Origin of the sequence: Jiangella alba (genome assembly GCF_900106035.1) — a bacterium.
Taxonomy (GTDB): domain Bacteria; phylum Actinomycetota; class Actinomycetes; order Jiangellales; family Jiangellaceae; genus Jiangella; species Jiangella alba.
The window spans coordinates 225,875-245,869 of the sequence record NZ_FNUC01000003.1 but is presented as its reverse complement, the minus strand read 5'-3'; the positions used below and the strand labels follow the sequence as shown (position 1 = coordinate 245,869).

At 75.5% G+C, this 19,995-nt stretch carries 14 protein-coding genes; 8 read left to right on the top strand and 6 right to left on the bottom strand.

Annotation, left to right across the window (positions count from 1 at the left end; all coding sequences use genetic code 11):
- Window position 1 precedes the first annotated feature (1 nt).
- The 3 genes from BLV02_RS03890 to BLV02_RS03880 form a co-directional block, all read right to left on the bottom strand.
- Window positions 2-1,537 carry a DUF5719 family protein gene (locus BLV02_RS03890; RefSeq protein WP_069110410.1) on the bottom strand — a complete coding sequence of 512 codons (1,536 nt, stop codon included), beginning with the start codon at window positions 1,535-1,537 and terminating at the stop codon, window positions 2-4.
- The gene (locus tag BLV02_RS03885) at window positions 1,534-5,508 is read right to left on the bottom strand and encodes a glycosyltransferase (RefSeq protein WP_171906697.1); all 3,975 of its coding nucleotides are present in this window, start codon (window positions 5,506-5,508) and stop codon (window positions 1,534-1,536) included. The genes BLV02_RS03890 and BLV02_RS03885 overlap by 4 nt, the downstream gene beginning before the upstream one ends.
- 173 nt (window positions 5,509-5,681) lie before the next feature.
- Window positions 5,682-5,951 carry a WhiB family transcriptional regulator gene (locus tag BLV02_RS03880; protein WP_069110412.1) on the bottom strand — a complete coding sequence of 90 codons (270 nt, stop codon included), beginning with the start codon at window positions 5,949-5,951 and terminating at the stop codon, window positions 5,682-5,684.
- Window positions 5,952-7,650: 1,699 nt separating this feature from the next.
- Here BLV02_RS03880 and cofD point away from each other — a divergent pair.
- Window positions 7,651-8,610 carry a 2-phospho-L-lactate transferase gene (gene cofD, locus BLV02_RS03875; RefSeq protein WP_069110720.1) on the top strand — a complete coding sequence of 320 codons (960 nt, stop codon included), beginning with the start codon at window positions 7,651-7,653 and terminating at the stop codon, window positions 8,608-8,610.
- Entirely contained in the window at window positions 8,607-9,827 is a 1,221-nt protein-coding gene (locus tag BLV02_RS03870; protein ID WP_069110413.1) for a coenzyme F420-0:L-glutamate ligase, read from the top strand. Before cofD ends, BLV02_RS03870 begins: the two co-directional genes overlap by 4 nt.
- 4 nt (window positions 9,828-9,831) lie before the next feature.
- Here BLV02_RS03870 and BLV02_RS03865 read toward each other — a convergent pair whose 3' ends face one another.
- Window positions 9,832-10,734, bottom strand: coding sequence for a DNA-3-methyladenine glycosylase family protein (locus tag BLV02_RS03865; protein ID WP_069110414.1), 903 nt, complete (start codon window positions 10,732-10,734; stop codon window positions 9,832-9,834).
- A gap of 103 nt (window positions 10,735-10,837) precedes the next feature.
- Here BLV02_RS03865 and BLV02_RS03860 point away from each other — a divergent pair, with 103 nt between their 5' ends.
- Window positions 10,838-11,590 carry a TIGR03089 family protein gene (locus BLV02_RS03860; protein WP_069110415.1) on the top strand — a complete coding sequence of 251 codons (753 nt, stop codon included), beginning with the start codon at window positions 10,838-10,840 and terminating at the stop codon, window positions 11,588-11,590.
- Between the two features lie 177 nt (window positions 11,591-11,767).
- Here the strand turns inward: BLV02_RS03860 and BLV02_RS03855 are convergent, their stop codons facing one another.
- Complete coding sequence (locus tag BLV02_RS03855; protein WP_069110416.1) at window positions 11,768-12,757, bottom strand: LacI family DNA-binding transcriptional regulator; 990 nt, start codon at window positions 12,755-12,757, stop codon at window positions 11,768-11,770.
- A 114-nt stretch (window positions 12,758-12,871) separates the two neighbouring features.
- Here BLV02_RS03855 and BLV02_RS03850 point away from each other — a divergent pair, with 114 nt between their 5' ends.
- The 4 genes from BLV02_RS03850 to BLV02_RS03835 are packed head-to-tail and all read left to right on the top strand — an operon-like array spanning window position 12,872 to window position 17,071.
- Complete coding sequence (locus BLV02_RS03850) at window positions 12,872-14,197, top strand: ABC transporter substrate-binding protein (RefSeq protein ID WP_069110417.1); 1,326 nt, start codon at window positions 12,872-12,874, stop codon at window positions 14,195-14,197.
- A gap of 8 nt (window positions 14,198-14,205) precedes the next feature.
- On the top strand, window positions 14,206-15,114 hold the full coding sequence (locus tag BLV02_RS03845) for a carbohydrate ABC transporter permease (protein ID WP_083288483.1): 909 nt from the start codon (window positions 14,206-14,208) through the stop codon (window positions 15,112-15,114).
- Window positions 15,111-15,923, top strand: coding sequence for a carbohydrate ABC transporter permease (locus tag BLV02_RS03840; RefSeq protein ID WP_069110419.1), 813 nt, complete (start codon window positions 15,111-15,113; stop codon window positions 15,921-15,923). Before BLV02_RS03845 ends, BLV02_RS03840 begins: the two co-directional genes overlap by 4 nt.
- On the top strand, window positions 15,920-17,071 hold the full coding sequence (locus BLV02_RS03835; protein WP_069110420.1) for a serine hydrolase domain-containing protein: 1,152 nt from the start codon (window positions 15,920-15,922) through the stop codon (window positions 17,069-17,071). Before BLV02_RS03840 ends, BLV02_RS03835 begins: the two co-directional genes overlap by 4 nt.
- On the opposite strand, the gene BLV02_RS03830 is transcribed toward BLV02_RS03835, so the two are convergent.
- Window positions 17,060-17,668 carry a hypothetical protein gene (locus BLV02_RS03830; RefSeq protein ID WP_069110421.1) on the bottom strand — a complete coding sequence of 203 codons (609 nt, stop codon included), beginning with the start codon at window positions 17,666-17,668 and terminating at the stop codon, window positions 17,060-17,062. The two genes, BLV02_RS03835 and BLV02_RS03830, sit on opposite strands and share 12 nt — an antisense overlap.
- A 140-nt stretch (window positions 17,669-17,808) precedes the next feature.
- On the opposite strand from BLV02_RS03830, the gene BLV02_RS37035 reads away from it, so the two are divergent.
- Window positions 17,809-19,995, top strand: a complete 2,187-nt coding sequence (locus BLV02_RS37035; RefSeq protein ID WP_216094092.1) for a glycosyltransferase — start codon at window positions 17,809-17,811, stop codon at window positions 19,993-19,995.

Genomic DNA, 19,995 nt, shown 5'->3' with positions numbered 1-19,995 from the left:
CCTAGGGCGACTCCACGGGCTCCGGGACGTCGGGGAGCTCGCCGACCACCTCGGGCACGTCGACCTCGATCGTGGGCGAGACCAGCGGCATGAGGTCCAGCAGCGCGCCGTCGTCGTCGGCGCCGCTGATCTGCCGGGCCGCGACCACGGAGCCGGGCGCCTCGGGCACCACGACGACGGTCGCGTTGGCGGCGTCGCCCACCGCGGTCAGCGGCACCGGGACGGTGGCGCCGGGCGGCAACTCCATCGGCGTCTCGGCGGCGACGGTGCCGTCGGCGGCCAGCGTCTGAACGGTGACCCGCGCCGTCGTCTGCACGGTGGAGCTGAGCAGCAGCGTGCTGGCGATACCCGACGCCGCACGGCTGAGCAGCGCCGGCGTCGGGCCGGTGAGCGGCTCGGACGCGGACGTGTAGGCGACGTCGGGCCCGCCGCCGTCGGTCGCCTGGACCACCCGGATCGACCCGGTGATCGGCTCGTCGCTCTGCAGCCGGATGCCGGCGGGGTCGGTGCCGCTGTCGAGCGGGATGTCGGTGACGGTGCCCGCCGTGACGGTGACGACGTCCTGGTCGACCGGGCTGTACGCGCCGTCGACGCCGAGGACCTGCAGCTGCACGATGGCGTCGGTGTTGCCGGGCGCGACGATGCGCAGGCTGCGCTGGCCGGACCCGGGCACGCCCGGGATCCAGAGGTCGCGGCGGGGCGCGACCGCGGCCGGGACGTACGTCATGCCCTGCGGCGTGATCTCCTCGGTCTCGCGCACCTCGAGCGCGGCGGTGACCCGGCCCTGGCTGGACTGCACGTGCACGGCGGTGGTCACCGAGCCGGCCGCCAGCGCGTCCAGCAGCATGATGCGCTGGCTGCGGGCCGGCACGCCGACGTCCTGGGTGCCGGGCGCGTCGATGACGCCGGCCTCGTCCCACAGCTCGACGTCGACGACGGCGGGGACGTCCGTCGGGTTGGACAGGACCAGCCGGCCGCGCCGGCCCACCTCGGCGGAGGCGCCGACGAACCAGTGCTCGCGCCGCGGTGCGGTGCAGGCCGCGGTGCTGACGCCGCGGAGGTCGACCTCCTGCAGCAGCAGCGACTGCTCGGCCGCCAGCCCCGGCGCCAGCGCGCCCTGGCCGGTGACGGCGTACGACGTGCCGGCCCCGGTCTCGACCGGTGTGATGGTGGGGACGCCGCGCTCGGCGATGCTGACCAGCGGCTCGGACGCGGCCTCGGCAGCGGGGTCGCCGGTGGCCTCGGGGTTCTCCGGGTCCGGCGGCAGCGCCAGCGCCCGGACGGTGATGGGCGGCTGCTCGGCGCCCTCGGCGGACTCGGCGGCGTCGACGCCGGGCAGCGCCAGCACGCCCAGCTCGGCGCTGCCGGCGTCCTCGCCGTCGACGTACGGGCACACCAGCGACGACCGGACGACCGGCTCGCGGACCTCGGGATGGTCGTCGACGATCGAGCCGGGCGGGCCGATGAGCGTGGCCCCGCCGACGACGACGGCCACCCCGGCGCCGGCCGCGAGGCCGGCCCAACGTGCGCTGATCACTTGTCGTCCTCCTGCCGCCGGCCCTTGGCCCGCTTGCCCGCGGCGCGCTTGCCGGGCGCGCGGCGGGTGCGGCCACCGGCGTCGGCGCCGGGCGCCTCGTCGGCCGCGCGGCCGGCCCGGCGGCCCTGGTAGGCGTCGGTGATGGACCCGCGGGGTGCGTCGTCGTCGACGCCGGCCCGGGCGAACGGGTCCCAGTTGCCGACGGCATGCGGCTCCTGCTCGGCGGCCGGTGGGGCGGCCGGCGGCTCGCCGAACGCGGGATCGGTCAGCGGGTCGGCCTCAGGGGCGACGGGCTCGGGCTCGGGCGCCGCCCGCTTCCGGCCGCCGCGGCCGCGCGGCGCCGGATCGGGCGCCGACACCGCCTCCGGCATCGACTCGAGGAACGCGGTCGCCTCGGCCGACGGCTCGGGCTCGCGGGCCGCACGCTTGCGCGCACCTCGTCCACGCGCCGGAGCGGGCTCGTCCTGGGGCGCCCCGGCCGGCTTCGACGCGGGCCGGCCGCGCAGCCGCTCGCCGAGGCTGCGCTCGCCCGGCACCCAGGCGGCGGCGTCGGCCGGCTCGGGTTCGGGCTGCGGCGTCGGCGCGGGCCGCGGGGACGGCGACGGCTCGGCGCCGCGCCGGGAGCCCTTGCGGCGCCCGCCACGTGCGGCCACCGGCTGCGGCTCCGCGCCGGCCGGGACCGGCGCCAGCGGCAGCTGCGGCGAGGAGTCCTCGGGGTCGAGGTCGGCGGCGTCGTCGACGGCGCCGCGCTCGCGGCGGATGCCGGGCAGCGCCAGCACGACCGCGACCACGACCGCGCCGAGCTGGAACCACAGCCAGAACGCGCGCCGGTTGCCTTCGTACTCGACGGTCAGCTCACCGGCCTGCGGCGGCAGCGTGAACGCCTGCGCCCAGCCGCCGTACGTCGTCGGCTCCAGTTCGGCGCCGTTGAAGCGCGCCGTCCAGCCCGGGTCGGCCAGCTCGGACAGCACGACCTGCCGGCCCTCGGGGCCCTCGGGCACGCTGCCGCCGGCGTTGACCTCGCCGCTGGGGACCGTGACGACCTCGGTGTTCTCGTCGGCCATCGGCGCCAGCTCACCGTCCTCGGCCGGCGGGGCGGCGATCCACACCCGCGCGACCGGCTGGTCGATCTGCCAGATCGCCGCGCCCTCGGGCGCGCTGCTGCGCACCAGGCCGGGCACGGTGTCGAGGGTGTCGGCGAGGTCCGGGTCGTAGGGCCGCGGCAGGTAGACGTAGCGGACGGCGAACTCGGCCAGCCGGGCGCCATCGGCACCGCCCCGGCCGGACACGACGTCGGCGACGACGTCGTCGAGCGGGCCGTACTCCTCCGGCGGCGGGCTGGTCTCGGCGTCGCCGAGCCGCGGGCCGGACTCGCGCAGCAGCGCGTACGTGATGCGGCCGTCGTCGGCGCGGTTGACCACCAGCGTGCGGACGCGCTCCGGGCGGTCCGCCTCGTCGGCGACGTAGGCGGGCAGGATGCCCGGGTCGCGGCGCTCGATCGGGTCGCCCGCACCGCGCGCGACCCACCAGCCGGCGCCGATGATCGGGGCCAGCGCGGCGGCGCCGGCGATGATGACGGCCAGCGGCTGGCGCCAGCCGAAGCTGGCCCGCGACAGCCGTTCGCGGGCGCCCTCGCCGCCGATGGCGGCCGCGATCAGCAGGCCACCCGCCACCAGCACCGTCGCGTACCCGGGCCAACCGGCCACCGGGGTCTCCAGCGTCGGGCCGCTGACGGCGATGCGCGACAGCACGATGCCGGCCACGAGCGCGACGCCGACGACCACCCAGGCGGTCGCGATGACCAGCCGGCGCACCGGGCGGAACAGCGAGATCCAGGCGGCGGCCACGATGCCGGCGCCGAGCCAGACCGGGCCGCTGCCGGGGCCGCCGGGGTTCTGCAGCAGCACCGACCACGGCGCCAGCTCGGGGTCGGACAGCCCCGGTCCGGCCACGCCGGCCTCGGTGACCAGCAGCATCGGCCGGGTGATGAGGCTGCCGGTCCACGGGATCAGCACCACCGGCGTCACCGCCAGCAGCACCCCCAGCCGCAGCAGCGAGCGGCGGTCGCGGAACACCGTCGCGCCCGCGACGATGGCCAGCACCAGCGCGATGAGCCAGGCCAGCGGCACGAACGCGGAGATGACGGCGAGCAGCAGGCCGGCGCTCCACGCGGCCCGGCCCGGTCCGGAGCGGCCCGGCGTGCCGAGCGTGCGCATGACCGCGAGCACCAGCAGCGGCGTCAGGACGGTGGCGACGGCGGTGCCCAGCCGGCCGGCCGCGATGGCGCCCGTGACGGCCGGCAGCAGCGCGTAGGTGGTCGCCACCCAGACCCGCAGCAGCTTCGTCTGCACGATGCGGCGGACCAGCAGGTACATCGTCAGGCCGGACAGCGGGACGGAGCCGATCAGCAGCAGGTCGACGGCCAGCGAGGCGTTGCGGACCAGCGTCCCGACCAGCGCGACCACGCCGAGGTACGGCGGCGTCGCCGACGGGCTGCCCAGCCCGGCGCCGTGCCACGACTCTGTGTAGACGGCCCACAGGTCGCCCGCGGCGGCCGGTGCGGGCAGCAGCGCGCCGCCGAACAGCCGGCCGGAGCCGATCAGCCCGCGCGCCGTGACCAGCGTCACCACGATGAGGGCGGCCGTCATCAGCACGGCGGGGTGCAGCAGGAAGCGCAGGATGCGGCCGTCGTCGCCGGCCGGTTCCTCGTCGTCGCCCGACGTGGCCGCGCGGCGTCCGCCGGAGACGTCGTGGCCCGCGCCGCTGCCGGACCCGGTGATCATGCCGAAGACGTTCTCGCCGGCGTGCCGCAGCTGCTGGCCGCGCGGCGGGAACAGCGAGCGCAGCTGCGACGGCGCCTTGCGGCGGGTGCGCCGGCGCCGGGCGCGGGCCCGGATCAGCACGTCCGGCCGGCCGACGACCGACAGCAGCGCCACCAGTTCCTCGAACGCCAGCGCCGGCTGCTTGCCGACCAGGAAGGTCAGCGATCGGCCGAGGCCCATGAACACGACGCGGAGCAGCACGAACAGCAGCGACCGCGCCGGTGTGTTCGCGAGCAGGACGTAGATGGCGTTGCGGCGGTCGGCGAGGTGCGGCCGGTCGCGGGTGGCGCCCAGCCGGCGCCGTCCGTGCGCGGCGGCCTCGGCGTGGTAGACGACCGCGTCGGGGCAGACGACGACCGGGTAGCCGGCCTCGTTGGCGCGCCAGCCGAGGTCGAGGTCGTCGCGGAAGATCGTCAGCCGGGGGTCGAACCCGCCCAGCTCGTCCCACACGTCGCGGCGGATCAGCATGCCCGCGCTGCCGACGGCGAGGACGTTCTTCGAGGTGTCGTGCTGGCCCTGGTCGTACTCGCGGCGGTCGAGGCCGGTGTGGCGGCGCCCGCCGCCGGTGACCGTCAGGCCGATCTCGAGCAGCTGGCGGCCCTCGCGCCAGTCGAGCACCTTCGGCCCGATGATGCCCGCGTCGGGGCGGCGGACGGCGGCCTCGAGCAGCCTGGACAGGGCGTCCGGCGCGGGGGCGCTGTCGTCGTGGAGCAGCCAGATCCAGTGCGTGCGGTCGGACTGGCGCAGCCCGCCGCTCCCCCGCATGGCCTGCGCCATGTCGTCGCCGGCGGCGACCCCGGCCGCGACGGCCGCGCCGAACCCCGTCGAGCGGGGCATCGACACCACCGACGGCGCACCCAGGGTGGACGTCAGGATCTGCTCGGTCTCGTCGCGGCTCCCGGTGTCGACGGCGACGATGCGTTCGGGCATGCGGCGCAGCGCCGCCACCGCCTCGAGCGTGCGGTGGATGAACCGGCTGCCGTCGTGCGCCACGATGACCGCCGTGACGTCGTGCGTCAGCAGCGCTGTGGGGTCGACCGGCTCCGGTTCGCCGATGTCACCGGCGAACGCGTCCAGGGCGGCGTCGGCGCCGATGCCAGGGTCGGAATAGACACTGGGCGTCGTGCTGCCGTTGTCGATTGCGGTCAAGGGGTCCGGTGCCATGCCTCGTCGTCGTTCCAGCGATAGGTCTGCGAGCACCGGGGCGGCGGCCCCGGCCGAAGCGTGCCTCGGCCGGGCAACCCCGTGTGCCAGCCGCCAACCTTACGCGCTGAACCTGAGAACGGCAGAGTTCAGCTTTGCGGCGACCGGCCGGACGACCGTCAGACCGCCCTCTTCTTGAGCTTCCGCCGTTCCCGCTCGGACAGCCCGCCCCAGATGCCGAAGCGCTCGTCGTGCGCCAGTGCGTACTCCAGGCATTCCGCCTGGACTTCGCAGCCGAGGCACACACGCTTGGCCTCTCGGGTGGACCCGCCCTTCTCAGGGAAGAACGCCTCCGGATCAGTCTGGGCGCACAGCGCCCGCTCTTGCCAACTCATCTCTTCGGCTTCGCCCCAGAGCAGGTCTACCTGGTCCCCGTCCCACTCGGTCATGGCTCGCCTCCTTCGACCTGTTTCTCCGGCTCAGAGCCGGCCCCCGAAGTGACGCCGCGGTGGTCGAGGCCGCGAAATCACTGAACGACACGTTCGAAATTACATGAGTGCAATACGTGCGCGTCAAGCGGAACCGTGCTAAAGATCTCTGTTCGTTTGCCGGCGCCCCGCCCCAGCGGCACGCCCCGACCCGCCCTGCGGCACCGCGTCCAGGCTGCTCGCGGCAGTCCGGGCGGGGCTTCGGGCGGTTCGAGGCGGGAGCATAAGCGGTTCGCCGCGCGGCACGCCAGACGGCCGAACATCCGATGCAGGACCGCCGGGCGCACCATCTCCTTGACGTCCCGGACGGCGCCCGGGTTCCGCCTCGGCGCCCGGTTTCCCCGCCGGCTGGACGGTAGCGGCGGGTTGGTCCGCGCCCGCTCACCCGGCTCGCCTGACCCGACGCGGCGCCGGCCGCCGCCGCTCCTTCCGCCCTGACCCACCTCGGTCGACGCCGTGTTCGCCCGGCGCGCCTGACCTCGACGTTCCCCCGCCCACTGGACGCGGCCCGGCGAGCCTCTCGGCTTCTCCTCCTCGGCCAAGCTCGACGCCGCCGGGCGTGCCCCACCTCGGTCTCTCCGCCAGGACCCAACGCGGCGTTCACCCCGCGCGGCTCACGGCGGCTTCTCCACCTCGACCCAGCCCGAGTCGCGGTGCGGCGTAACTCACGTCGGCTTCCCCTCGGCCCGAGGCGGCGTTCACCCGGCGCAGCTCACCTCACGTCGCCGGCGCACACTGCCGTTCGCCCGGCCCACCTCGGCCAGGGCACCTCGGCGTCGCTCGGTCCGCTCGAGGTCGCCCGGCCCACCACGCCTCGCCCGGCCCTCTTGCGCGACTCCACGTCGGCGAGGCGGCCGGCCCGGCCCACTCGGCGTCAGCTCGGCCGCCGCAGCGTTCGCCCGGCCCACTCGGCGTCGGCCGGGCGGGTCGGTTGGCGCGGGCATCTCGTTGGCCGGCGTGCGGTACGCCGAGTTCGCCACGTCGCCGTCCCCCTGCTGCCCATTTTCTCAGCCGCGGCACCGCGCCTCAAGCGGAGCCTGATCGGCGCTTCGCGCGGGCGGGGCACCGCTTGACCCGCGGCACCGCGGCCTAAGAACTGGCAGCTATCAGGGGGACGGGGAAGTGCGGGCACAGAGCGCCGGTGCACTGCTGGGTGCACAGTTCGCCGTCCCAGCGCGCCGCCCGTCGCCGTTTCACCGCACGGTGCGCCGCCCGCTGCCCGGTGTGCCGTTCGCCACCCGGCCACCGTTCGCCGCACCAGTGCGCCGCCCACTGCCCGATCGCCGTTCGCCGCGCGGCGCGCCGCCCGCTGCCCGGTCGCCTGCGGTCAGCACCGTGTGCCGCCCGCACAGGTCGCCGCCTGTACCGCCCGCCATCTGCCACCGACCGCCCACCGTCGCCGAGTTGGCACGTCGGCCGGTCGTCGGCGGCCGACCCGCCGTCCGCCGTCCGCGCCCCACATCCGCGCCGCCACATTGATCACGGAGAAATCGGGGCTCTCCGCGTGCCGGAACCCCGGTTCCTCCATGATCATCCGTGATCTGGGGTGTTATCACGCCCCGAATGCTTGATGATCATGGAACGCCGCAACCAGCCGGGCGTCTCGCTGACCGGGCGCGGGCCGGCCGCCCACGTGGCACCGGGTACGGTCGTGGCTGTGCTGAGGATCACCGCGCTGGCCGGCGGGATCGGGGGCTCCAGGTTCCTGCGGGGGCTGCTGCGAGCCGTGCCGGACGCCGAGGTCACGGTCGTCGGGAACACCGCCGACGACATCACGTTGCACGGGCTGCACGTCAGCCCCGACCTCGACACCGTCATGTACACGCTCGGCGGCGGCATCGACGAGTCGCAGGGGTGGGGCCGCGCCGCCGAGACGTTCGCCGTCGCGGAGGAGCTGGCCGCGTACGGGGCCGAGGCGCAGTGGTTCACGCTCGGCGACCGCGACCTCGCCACCCACCTCGTCCGCACCCGCATGCTCGCCGCCGGCTACCCGCTGTCCGCCGTCACCGAAGCGCTCTGCGACCGCTGGCAGCCCGGTGTCCGCCTGCTCCCCATGACCGACGACCGGGTCGAGACCCACGTCGTGATCGCGGGCGACGACCAGACCGAGCGGGCCATCCACTTCCAGGAATGGTGGGTCCGCCTGCACGCCGAGGTCCCGGCCCGCCGCATCGTCCTCGTCGGCGCCGATCAGGCCAAGCCGGCCCCCGGCGTCCTCGACGCCATCGCCGCCGCCGACGTGATCCTGCTGCCGCCGTCCAACCCGGTCGTGAGCATCGGCCCGATCCTCGCCGTCCCCGGCATCCGCGACGCCGTCCGCGCAGCGAAGGCGCCGAAGATCGGCCTCTCACCGATCATCGGGGGTTCACCGGTGAGAGGGATGGCAGACGCGGCGCTGACGGCCATCGGCGTGCCGACGACGGCGGCCGGGGTGGCGGAACTGTTCGCCGACCTGCTGGATGGCTGGCTGGTCGACACCGTCGACGAGGCGGCGACCGAGCAGATCGAGGCGGCCGGCATCAGCGCCAGGGCCGTCCCGCTCTGGATGACCGACCCCGACACCACGGCCGCCATGGCCCGCGCGGCACTCGACCTCGCCGAGGAGGTGCGGACGCGGTGAGCGCTCGCTACGAGGCGTTCGGACTGCCCGGCATCCCGGAGGTCCGCGCCGGCGACGACCTCGTCGAGGTGCTGGCGACGGCTCTCGAGCAGGCCCCGCCCGGCGACGCCCTGCGCGACGGCGACATCGTCGTCGTCACGAGCAAGATCGTCAGCAAGGCCGAGGGCCGCGTCGCGACCGGCCTCGACCGCGACGACGCCATCGACGCCGAGGCTGTGCGGACGGTCTCGGAGTGGACGACGCCGCGCGGGCGCACGCGCATCGTCGAGACCCGGCACGGCTTCGTCATGGCCGCCGCCGGCGTCGACGCGTCGAACGTCGAGCAGGGCTCGGTCGTGCTGCTGCCGGTCGACCCGGACGCCTCCGCCCGCGCCCTCCGCGACGGCCTGGCCGAGCGCTACGGCGTCCGCGTCGGCGTCGTCGTGACGGACACCGCGGGCCGGGTCTGGCGCAACGGCGTCGCCGACTTCGCGGTCGGCTCGGCCGGCATCCGCGCCGTCGACGACCTGCGCGGCAGCACCGACGCCTACGGCAACGACCTCGGCGTCACGGTCGTCGCGCTGGCCGACGAGCTGGCGGCGGCGTCGGAGCTGGTCCGGGCGAAGCTGTCCGGCGTCCCGGTCGCCGTCGTGCGCGGCCTGCCGCACCTGCTGCTGGAGCCCGGCGAGGACGACCGCGGCATCGCGGCGCTGATCCGGCCGAGCGCCGAGGACCGTTTCCGGCTCGGCACCCCCGAGGCCATGCGCGCCGCCGTCACGGCCCGGCGGACGGCGTCGTCGTTCACGTCCGCGCAGGTCGACCCCGCCGTCGTCAGGCAGGCCGTCGGGGCCGCGTTCTCCGCGCCGTGGCCGATCGACACCCCGCCGTGGCGGTTCGTGCTGCTGGAGTCGGACGCGGCCCGCCGCCGGCTGGCGTCGGCGCTGGACGGCGCCGGACTGCTCGGCACCGCGCCGTACGTCGTGGTCCCGTGCCTGCTCGACGGGTCGGACGCGCTGCTCGGCCTGGGCGCGGCGGTCGAGAACCTGCTGATCGCGCTCGGCGCCGAAGGTCTCGCGTCGGCCTGGCTGTTCCCCGACCCCGCCCTCGCGGCGGCGACGTCGGCGCTGGACCTCCCGGCCGGCTGGACGCCGATCGGCGCGGTCGCGATCGGCCACGCCGCCGAACCGTCCGCCGACCACCCGCCCGTCGACGTCGCGACCGTCACCGTGACGCTGTGAGCCGTCACATCGAGCGGTAGTCGCGCACGGGGGCGCGCGGGCCGCGGCGCGGCGGCAGCGGGCCGGCCCGCATGAGCAGCAGACAGGCGCGGTGACGGTGACCGCGGTACGGTTCGAGCAGCTCGAGCATCAGTTCGTCGGACCCGCGCCGCTCCCCCGTCAGCGCGTACGCGACGACGTGCGGGAGCCCGTAGTCGCCGACGGAGACGGCGTCGGCGTCGCCGAGGACGCGCTGGCGGACCTCGGCCGACGTCCAGACGCCGATGCCGGGGACGGCGCGCAGCCGCCGGTCGGCGTCGTCGGTGGCGAGGCCGGAGATCTCCTCGAGCCGCGCGACGTGCCGCCCGGCGGTGACGATGGTGCGCGAGCGCTGCGGCCCGACGCCGGCGCGGTGGTACTCCCACGACGGGATGCGGGCCCAGACCTCGGGCGACGGGACGACGCGCATGCGGGCGGGCGCGGGCCCGGGCGCGGGCTCACCGAACGTCCGGAGCAGCCGCATCCAGCCGCGGTAGGCCTCGGTGCCGGTGACCTTCTGCTCCAGGACGGCCGGCACCAGCGCCTCCATGGCCAGCCCGGTGCGCCCGACGACCGTGCCCGGGAACCGGCGGACCGCGTCGGCCAGGACGGGGTGGCGCGGCCGGAAGCCGGCGGGGTCGTCGGCGTCGCCGAGCCACTGCGGGACGGCGTCCAGCGCGGCCTCGGCGCCCGGGCCCCACGCCCGGGCCGTGACATCGCCGCGCGCGGCCGTCACGCACACCGTCGCGGGTTCGCCACCCGGCCGGCAGGTGCGCCAGACCCGCCCGCGGGCGTCGAGCTGGAAGGCGGGGTCGTACGGGCCGCGCTGGTGGGCGGCGAGCGTCGCCACGACGTCGACCGGACGCCGCGGGCGCCAGGTCCGCTCCATCACGCACCCAGTGAAGCATGCGGCGCCGACAACCCCAACGACGCAGGTCGGCGGCGGTTCGGGTACTCAGACGGGGAGGGGGCGGGGGCCGTAGGGTGGGCGCATGAGTGAGACCCCGGCAGAGCTGCTGCGCACCGCCGTCCGGCACGACGGCGCGCGGCCGTTCCTCACGTTCTACGACGACGCCACCGGCGAGCGCGTCGAGCTGTCCACCATCACGTTCGACAACTGGGTCGCGAAGACCGCCGGGTTCCTCACCGGCGGGCTCGGCGCCGAGACCGGCGAACGGGTCGCGCTGCGGCTGCCGGCGCACTGGCAGGCGCTGGCGTGGGCGGCCGCCTGCTGGTCGGCGGGCGTGTGCGTCGTGCTCGGGTCAGGGGGCGAGGGCGGGTCCGGGGGTGGCGACGTGCAGGTGACGGTCGCCGGACCGGACGACCTCGCCGCGGCGGCGGGCAGCGCGCCGGAGGTGGTCGGGCTGGCGCTGCGGCCGCTCGGCGGGCGGTTCACCGAGCCGCTGCCGCCCGGCGTCACCGACTACGCCGTCGAGGTGCCCGGCTATCCCGACCACTTCGCGCCGATCTTCCCGCCCGACGACACCGAGCCGGCGCTCGACCGCGGCGGGGCCGTGCACACGCTCGGCGGGCTGGCCGACCACGCCCGGCAGCGGGCCGAGCAGCTCGGCGCCGGTCCGGGCGGCCGGCTCCTGGTGGCGACCGACGATCTCGGCACCGCCCTGGTCGACGCGCTGCTGGTGCCACTGGTGGTCGGCGGCTCGGCGGTGCTGGTGCGGCACGAGAACCCGGCCGGCCGCGCCGCCCGCGTCGACGCCGAACGGGTGACGGTGAACGTGGGCTGAGCCGCGAGCACATCCGACCTGCGCGAGGTGCCGGTAGAGGCTGCGCGGGCTCGGCTCGTGGGCTGGGCCGGAGGTGGCGGCGGGTGCTGCGCCGGCTCCGCAGCCGCCGCCATCTCCTCATGGCGCACTCGTGGTGCCGGCATCTCCGACCCACGGCGAAGCCCGGCGCGGCCCCGATCAGCCAGTAGGAGCGGGCCCGGTCGTCGCGCGGGGGATGAGGGTGAGGGGGAGGCGCTGGCTGGGGATCTCCTCGCCGGGGGCGGCCAGCATGCGCCGCAGCGTGCGTAGCGCCAGCCGGCCGGACTCCTCGAACGGGTGCCGCACCGTGGTCAGCCCGAGCGCCTCTGCGACCGGGTCGTCGTCGAAGCCGACGACGGAGAGGTCGCCGGGAACGGACAGGCCGCGGGCGCGCAGCTCGGCCAGCGCGCCGAGCGCCACCAGGTCGCGGCAGCCCACCACCGCGGTGACAGCGGGCGGCCCGTCCGCGAACAGCCGCGCCACCGCCGCCGCACCCGCCGAGGTGCCGCGGGGGACGGTGATCTCGACGACGTCGAGCACCGTGCGCAGCCCGGCCAGCCGCAGCACCGGCGGCGACTGGAACGGGTACGTCTCGACCTCGTTGAGGAACGCGACCGACCGGTGCCCGAGGCCGGCCAGGTGCTCGCCCACCAGCCGTCCCCCGAGGTGGTCGTCGACGCAGATGTCGGGGAGGCCCGGGTAGCGGGTGTCGAGCAGGACGGTGGGCAGCCGCTGCCGCAGCCGTTCGCCGATCTTCTCGTCCAGCGGCACGCCGAGGTTGAGCAGCCCGTCGACGTGGCCGCGGACGGGGATGCTGGCCAGCACCGGCGACGCCGACACGGCGATGTCCGCGCAGTCACTGACGACCAGCTGCTCGCCGCGGTCGCCGAGCTCGTCGAAGACGCCGGCCAGGCGCCGGGAGAAGCTCGGGTAGGACGTGAACGGCGCCACCGCCGCGATGCGGTGCACGCCCTTCCGGGCCCGGAGGACGGCCCGTTCCTTGGGGACGAAGCCGAGGTCGTCGGCCACCTGGAGGACGCGTTCCAACGTCGACCGTTTCAGCCGCGCCGGGTGGTTCAGCGCCAGCGACACCGTGGAGATGCTGACCTGCGCCCGCTCGGCGACGTCGTAGATGGTCACCTCGTTCACGCCCTCAGACTAGGGTATCGAAGTGCTTTATCGAAGTGCTTGACAAACTTCCCGAAGCGGACGACGGTAGGGCGCGGGTCGTCGACCACCGACACCGATGTCGAGGAGAACCCCATGACGACACGCCGAACCCTCATCGCACCCGTGCTGATCACCGTCGCTCTGACGGCGGCCGCCTGCGGCTCCCCGGGCTCCGACGCCCCAGCCGACGCGAGCACCCAGGGCGCCAGCACCGACCTCGGCGACGACCCGGTCGTCGTCGACATCACGATCGACGCCACGCAGGTCGACAGCCTGCGCCCGATCACCGACGCGTTCACCGCGCAGCACCCGAACGTCACGTTCGAGATCACCGGCGAGCAGTTCGACGCGCTGCAGCAGAACGCGGCCCGGCTGATGACCGGCGACGACCCGCCCGACCTGATCAGCCTGCCGACGCCGGGCAACACCGTCGAGGACGGGCTGGTCCGCAACCTCGACGACTACGCCGAGGCCTACGGCTGGACCGACTTCCCGGCGTCGCAGCTGAACCAGTGGCGGGTCGACGCCGACGGCACCCGTGGCGCCGGCTCGCTGTACGGCATGGGCATCGGGTTCACGCTGACCGGCGTCTACTACAACAAGACGCTCACCCAGCAGGCCGGCATCGACGGCCCGCCGGCCACGCTCGCGGAGTTCGAGCAGGACCTCGCCGCCGCCGCGACCACCGGAACGACGCCGCTGGTCACGTCCGGCAAGGACGGCCTCGTGTTCTTCCCGTACCAGTCGCTGCTGCTCGCGCAGGGCACCGCGGAGCCCGTCACGCAGTGGGTGTTCAACGCGCCGGACGCCAGCATCGACACCCCGGAGGCGGTCGAGGCGGCCCGGACGCTGCAGGACTGGGCGGCGGCCGGCTACCTCGCGCCGGACGTGTCGGCGGTCGACGCCAGCACGGCGGCGGCGCAGTTCGCCGCGGGCGAGGGCGTCTACTTCGTCAGCGGCAACTGGCAGGCCGCGACGCTGGGCCAGCAGCTCGGCGACGACGTCGGGTTCTTCCTGTTCCCGGCCGCCGACGACCACCCGCGCGCGGCGATGTCCGACCCGGCGAACTTCGTCATCCCCGCCTCGGCCGCCGACGCCGACGCCGCGGCCGCGTTCCTCGACTTCACCTTCACCGACGAGGGCCGCCAGCTGATCGTCGCCGCCAAGGGCCTGGCCCCCGGCGGCCCGGCCGACGCGCCGCCGCCGGAGTCCGACGTCGCGGTCGTCGCCGACGCGTCCACGGCGTTCACCGAGCTCAGCGCCGACGACGGCATCGTCCCGTTCATGGGCAACGCGACCGCGTCGTTCTTCTCCGCGACGCTGACGCCGCAGCTGCAGCTGCTGCTCGCGGGCCGCGTCACGCCGGAGGACTTCGCCGCCACGCTGCAGGCCGACTACGAGAGCCAGCTCGGCGGGTGAGCGTCACGGTGAGGGAGCGCGGACCCGCCCGGGCGCGGACGACGCCGCCGGTGCGGGCGCCCCGGCCGGCGTCCGGCTGGTGGTGGGTGCTGCCCGCGCTGCTGCTGTACGGCGGGTTCGTCCTCTATCCGCTGAGTCAGACGGTGCGCTACTCGTTCTACGACTGGGACGGGTTCGGGCCGGCCACCTGGGTCGGCCTGGACAACTACCGGTCGGTGGTGACGGACGAGCGGCTGCTCGACTCCCTCGGTCACGCGCTGGTGCTGATCGCGTTCTTCACGCTGCTGCCCATCGCGCTCGGCCTGGCACTGGCCGCCGTCGTCGCGGACCTGCGCTCGGCCGGCGCACGCGCCGCCGCCCGTGCGCTGCTGTTCCTGCCGCAGGTGGTGCCGCTGGCCGGCGCCGCGATCGCGTGGTCGTGGATGTACTCCTCCGACGGCGTGGTGAACCAGCTGCTGCGCCTCGCCGGGCTGGACGCGCTGGCCCGGCCCTGGCTGGCCGACTTCCACACGGCACTGCCGGCGGTGGGGCTGATCGGCGCCTGGGTGGCGACCGGCCTGTGCACGCTGCTGTTCACCGCCGGCCTGCTGCGCATCGACCCGTCGCTGCACGAGGCGGCCGCGCTGGACGGCGCCGGGCGGATCCGCCGGTTCACCGCCGTCACGCTGCCGTCGCTGCGCCGCGAGATCGTCGTCGCGGCGACCATCCTCACCATCGCGGCGCTGGCCAGCTTCGACATCGTCTACGTCGCCACCGCGGGCGGGCCGGGCTACTCGACGATGGTGCCCGGCGTGCTGATCTTCCGGCTGGTCTTCACCGAACAGGCGGTCGGGCTGGCGTCGGCGCTCGCGGTGGTGCTGGTGGTGCTGGTGCTGGCGGTCATCGCGCCGTTGCAGCGGCTGGGGCGCGAGCGGTGACGCGGCGCAGTCCGGCCGGCCTCCTGCTGCTCGCGCTGGCCGCCGTCGGCACCGTCCTGCCGCTGGTCAGCATGGCCCTGACGGCGCTGCAGCCGCGCGGCTCGCGCCCGGCCGGGCTGAGCCTGCCGTCCGACCCGCAGTGGGGCAACTTCGCCGACGCGTGGGACGCCGCGCTGATGGGCGAGCTGCTGAAGTCCAGCTCGCTGATCGTGCTGGTGGTCGTGCCGGCGGCGCTGCTGCTGGCGACGCTGGCCGGGTACGGGCTGGCGCTGGTGCCGTTCCGCGGCTCGCGGCTGGTGTTCGCGGCCTTCCTGGCCGGGCTGGCGCTGCCGTACGAGGCGCTGATCGCCCCGCTGTACCTGCAGATCGGCGACCTCGGCCTGCTGAACACCCGGTGGGCCATCATCCTGCCGCTGACCGCGTTGTTCATGCCGTTCAGCATCTTCTGGATGCGCGCGCACTTCCTGGGCCTGCCGGCCGAGCTGCTCGACTCCGCCAAGGTCGACGGCGCCAGCTCGCGGCAGGCGTTCCGGCACGTCATGCTGCCGCTGGCGGCGCCGGCGTGGTCGGCGCTGGCGATCCTGCTGTTCCTGTGGACGTGGAACCAGTTCCTGCTCGCGGTGACGCTGGTCGACGACCCGACGCGGCGGACGATGGCCGGCGCGCTCGGGGCCTACCAGGGCCAGTACGGCACCGACATCGTGCTGCTGTGCGCGGGGTCGCTGCTCATCGTGGTCCCGACGATCGCGGTGTTCCTCGTGTTCCAGCGCGGCTTCGTCGCCGCCATCCTGCAGGGGGCGGGCCGATGATCGACGGCGTGTGGGAGCCCGCGTACGCGCCGGTGGCGGAGGTGCTGGCGGAACTGCTGGCCGAGGACCCGTCCGCCGGCGCGGCCGTCGCCGTCTACGTCGACGGGCGGCCCGTCGTCGACGTGTGGGGCGGCGCGGGGTGGACGGCGGAGACGCTCGCCGTCACGTTCTCGTGCACGAAGGGCCTGCTGGCCGCGTGCGCCGTCCTCGCCGCGCAGGACGGCGCGCTGGACCTCGACGCGCCGGTCGCGGCGTACTGGCCGGCCTTCGCCGCTCAGGGCAAGGAGGCGGTGACGACGCGCATGGTGCTGTCGCACACGGCCGGGCTGCCCGCGCTGGACGCCGACCTCACGCTGGCCGACGCGCTCGCCGGGACGCCCGCCGTCGCCGCGCTGGAGCGGCAGCGCCCGCTCTGGCCGCCCGGCACCGGGCACGCCTACCACGCGATGACGTACGGCTGGCTGGTCGCGGAGGTGCTGCGCCGCGCCACCGGCGCACCGCTGGCCGAGCATCTCGCCCGGCTGGCCGGCGGTCCGGACCTGCTGCTCGGCGTCCCGGCCGCCGACGCCGGACGGGTCGCGGCGGCGAGCTGGGACCGCGACCGGTCGCGGCTGACGTTCCCGCCCGACGCGCCCGGGACGCCGTGGCGGCAGCGCACCGTCACCCGCGCGATCACGCTGGGCCGGGCGTTCGACCCCGAGCTGGTCGGCGACGGCGCCGGGCTCAACGACCCGGCCGTCCTGGCCGCCGGTCTGCCCGCCGTCGGCGTCGTGGCGACGGCCCGGGCGCTGGCCCGCACGTGGTCGCGCACGGTCACCGAGACCGACGGTGCGCCCGCCCTGCTGCACCCTGACACCGTCCGCGACGCGACCCGAGTGCTGGCCGAGGGGCCCGGCGTGCTGGACCTCCCGCCGCCGCACGCCCGCTGGGCCACCGGGTTCATGCTGCGCTCGCCGATCGCGCCGATGCTGGCCGAGTCGTCCTTCGGCCACGACGGCGCCGGCGGGCAGCTGGCCTTCGCCGACCCCGTCGCCCGGGTCGGGTTCGCCTACCTCACCAATCGCCTGCGCAACCACGACGACGACCGTGCGGCGCGCCTCGTCGGTGCGCTCCGCACGGTCGTCGGCGACAGGACGTCAGTCCGCTGACGGCCGCGTCTGCGCGTGCAGCTCGGCCCGCTGCCGCTCGCTCAGCGGCTTGACGCTGTCGCAGTAGATGGTGCCGTTCACGATGAGGTCGCCCTCGATGTACACCGGCCCGGTCAGGTACACCGTGCCGACGGCGTGCAGGGCGTTGCCGCGCTCCTGCTCGGTCTGGTCGGCGTAGCCGTACGCGTAGATCGCGTAGTCGTGCCCCGCGTGCGCGACGGCGACGACGGCGGCGCACTCCTCACCGGTGGCGACCACGGCGCCGCCGATGCCCATGCCGTTGCCGGTGTTGCGGTTCGTGGCCCGGACGGCGGCCTGCATCGAGTCGTCCGCGGTGGCCACGACGCCGTCGCCGGCGCCGCGGTTCTGCACCGCCAGGACCCCCGCGCCGCTGCCGCGGACCGTCGTCGCGGCCGTACCGGAGCCGTTCAACCGGCCGAGACGGACCGGTTCGCCGGGGGCGGCCTGCGCGGACGAGGCGGCGGCGACACCGGCCGCCGTCGCGACGGCGCCACCGGCCAGCACACCGGCGCCCCGGAGCAGGCGCCGGCGGGTGGAGGTGTCGTCGGCGGTGGCCGGGTTCTCGGGTTCCATCATGGATGCTCCAAGGTCGGGCTGGATGAATCGGGACGAACACGGCCGTGTCTGACCACTAGACGCCCGGCGTGTCCGGCCGGTTGCCCGCGATCTTCGGCCGGAATCGGCGCCGGCCCGCCGGTGTGGCACGATCTGGAACCATGCCCGTCCCCGGCACCCGCACTGTCGACGTCCTCGACGTCTCGGACCTCCGCTTCCCCGGCGGCACCTCGCACAGCATCGCCGAGGAGATCACGGCGCAGGCCAGGGCCGGCTACTCCACCGGGCTGATCAGCCTGAACGGGCCGCTGGTGGCGAAGGTCTCCCCCGTCAACCCGCTGATCCGGCGCGCCGTCGAGGCCGGCCGGGCCCGGCTGCTGGTCGGCCGGGCGCCGGTGCGGGCGAAGGTCGTGGTGGTCCGGCACCCGGCGGTCCTGCAGCACGCCGCGGAGCAGCTGCCGCCGGTCGAGGCCGACCACGTCGTCATCGTCGCCAACGCCGCCCCGTACGACATCGACGGCCACGAGCACTACCGGCCCGAGGCGGTGCACGAGATCGCGAAGCACCGGTTCGGCCGCGAGCCGCTCTGGGCGCCGATCGGCCCGCTGGTGCGTCAGGCCATCACCGGGCGGGTGCCCGCGGCGACGCTGGCCGAGACCGACTGGGTCAACATCATCGACGTCGACGCCTGGGCCACCGATCGGCCCGCGCACGCGGCCGGCGCGCGCCCCGTCGTCGGACGGCACAGCCGGTCGTCGCCGCAGAAGTGGCCCGCCGACGCCGCCACCCTGCGCGCCGTCTACCCCGTCGACGGGTCGTGGACGGTGCGCGTGCTCGGCGGCGCCGGGCCGGTCGAGCACCTGCTCGGCGACCTCCCGGAGAGCTGGGAGGTGTTCGAGTTCGGCGCCATGCCGCCGCGCGACTTCCTCGCCTCCCTCGACTTCTTCGTCTACTTCCACAACCCGCGCTGGGTCGAGGCGTTCGGCCGGACCATCCTCGAGGCGCTGGCCACCGGCGTCCCGGCCGTGCTGCCGCCGCACTTCGAGCCGGTCTTCGGCGACGCCGCCGTCTACGCCGAGCCGCACGACGTCCGCCGCGTCGTCGAGTCCCTGCACGCCGACCCCGCCGCCTACGACGCACAGGTCGAGCGGGCGCAGCGCACAGCGCGGGAGCGGTACGGCCACGAGGCGCACGTCGCCCGGCTGGAGCGGCTGATCGGGGCGCCCGCCCGGCCGCCGGCGCCGTCCGCACCGCCGCCGGCCGCCACCGAGGCGGCGAGCACCGCGCCGCGGGCGCTGTTCGTGAGCAGCAACGGCGCCGGCATGGGCCACCTGACCCGGCTGCTCGCGTACGCCGAACGCTGCGCACCGGAGCTGGAGCCGCACTTCTTCTCGTTGTCGCAGGCCGCACCGGTCGTCGGGCGGTTCGGGCACCCGTACGAGTACGTGCCGTCGGCGTCCGCGACCGGCCTCGAGCCGGCCCGCTGGCACGCGTACTTCGCCGCGCGGCTGTCCGCGACCATCGAGCGCATCCACCCGTCGGTCGTCGTCTTCGACGGCACCTGGCCGTACGAGGGCCTCGGCCTGGTCCGCCGCGCCTACCCGGGCATCCGCTGGGTGTGGTCGCGACGCGGCATGTGGCGGGCCGGCATGAACCGCGACCAGCTGGCGAAGTCGAGCTGGTTCGACCTCGTCATCGAGCCGGGCGAGTTCGCCGGCCCGGCCGATCAGGGCGTCACCGCCCAGGCCCAGGCGGCCCGCGTCGGCCCCGTCACGCTGCTCGACCGCGACGACCTCGACACCCGCGCCGACGCCCGCGCGTTCCTCGGGCTGGACCCGTCGGCGCCGCTCGCGCTGGTCTCGCTCGGCGCCGGCAACATCAACGACACCAGCGGCGACCTCGGCGCCGTCGTGGCCGCGCTGCGCGACCTCGGCGTCGAGGTGTGCGTGACGCAGCCGGAGATCGCGTCCGGCCAGGGCCGCCTCGACGACGTCCACGTGGTGCGCGACTTCCCGCTGTCGCGCCGGTACCGCGCGTTCGACCTCGCCGTCAGCGCCACGGGCTACAACAGCTTCCACGAGCTGCTGCGCTTCGGCGTCCCGACCCTGTTCGTGCCGAACCGGTCCACCGCGCTGGACGACCAGGAGGCGCGGTCGCGCTACGCCGCCGCGCAGGGCTGGGCGCACACGCTCGAGGTCGTCACCGTCGACCAGGCGACGCCGCTGCTGTCGGACCTGCTGGAGCGGGGCGAGCCGATGGTCAAGCACGTCGCCGACGCCGACCCCGGCAACGGCGCCGCCGAGGCCGCCCGCATCCTCACCGGCCTCGTCGTCGAAGGGCAGGACTGA